At 75.0% G+C, this 1,115-nt stretch carries 2 protein-coding genes; both read left to right on the top strand.

Annotation, left to right across the window (positions count from 1 at the left end):
* On the top strand, positions 1 to 664 hold a 664-nt coding region (locus tag ABD211_RS26840), incomplete at its 5' end, for a LuxR C-terminal-related transcriptional regulator (RefSeq protein ID WP_344137735.1).
* Between the two features lie 9 nt (positions 665 to 673).
* Positions 674 to 1,039, top strand: coding sequence for a VOC family protein (locus ABD211_RS26835; RefSeq protein WP_344137732.1), 366 nt, complete (start codon positions 674 to 676; stop codon positions 1,037 to 1,039).
* Positions 1,040 to 1,115: the final 76 nt, after the last annotated feature.

Genomic DNA, 1,115 nt, shown 5'->3' with positions numbered 1-1,115 from the left:
GCTGGCGGCCGCCGACGACCTCGACGCGCACTACCCGATCCGCGAGCCCGGCACGTACGTCGTCGGGGCCGTCCGGGCGGAAGGGCTCGCCCTGCTCGGCGACGTGGCCGGCGCCGAGAAGGCGCTCGCCGAGTTCGCCGGGCGGATCACCGGGCCGCCCCGCCGGTCCGCGGTGATGGCGCTCGCCCGGGGCGGATCTCTGCTGGCCGCCGCGCGGGGCCGGCATGCCGAGGCGCTCGACGAGGCCCGCCGCGGCCGGTCGCACGCGGCGGGTATCGGCATGCCGCTGGAGGCGGCGCGGTTCGACCTGCTCATCGCCGACGCGGAGGGCGCGCTCGGGCGGCGGGCCGCCGCGGAACGGCACCTGCGGGTCGCCCTGTCCGCGTTCGCGACGACCGGCGCCCGGGCGTACACGGCGCAGACGCTGGCGGCGGCCGAGCGGCTCGGCGTCCCGCTGGGCGTGCCGCCGGCCGCGCTCGACGGGCTGACCGCCGCCGAACGGGCCGTGGCCAGCCTCGTCTGTCAGGGACTGTCCAACCGCGACATCGCCGCCCGGCTGGTGATCTCCGTGAAGACGGTGGAGTTCCACCTCACCCGGGTCTTCCGTCGCCTCGACGTGGCCAACCGCGCCCAGTTGCGCCGCGTCCTCGCCGAACATGGGTAAGGATGGGGCATGACGCTGACCTGGACCGGCGTGAACCTCGACGCCCCCGACCCGGCCGCGCTCGCCCGCTTCTACGCCCGCCTGCTGGGCTGGGAGATCCGGGTGGAGGAGCCCGACTGGGTGAAGCTCGCCGCCCCGGGCGGCGAGGCGACGCTGTCCTTCCAGGAGGAGAGGAACTACGTCCGCCCGGTCTGGCCGGCCGGGCCGGGCGACCCGCCGATGATGATGCACCTGGAGATCCGCGTCGACGACCTGGCGACGGCCTGCGCCCACGCCGAGGAGTGCGGCGCCACGCTGGCCGACTTCCAGCCCCAGGACGACGTCCGCGTCTACCTCGACCCGGCGGGCCACCCCTTCTGCCTCTGGCTCGGCTGACTGCCGCTACCCCGTGCGGATCTTGGATGGAAGTGGCTGCTCGACTTTCGCACTTTTCGTGATCAAGTGGTGGGGT

Source organism: Luedemannella flava, assembly GCF_039528515.1.
GTDB lineage: Bacteria > Actinomycetota > Actinomycetes > Mycobacteriales > Micromonosporaceae > Luedemannella > Luedemannella flava.
The sequence above is the reverse complement of the archived record's forward strand: the minus strand, read 5'-3'. Positions and strand labels throughout refer to the sequence as shown.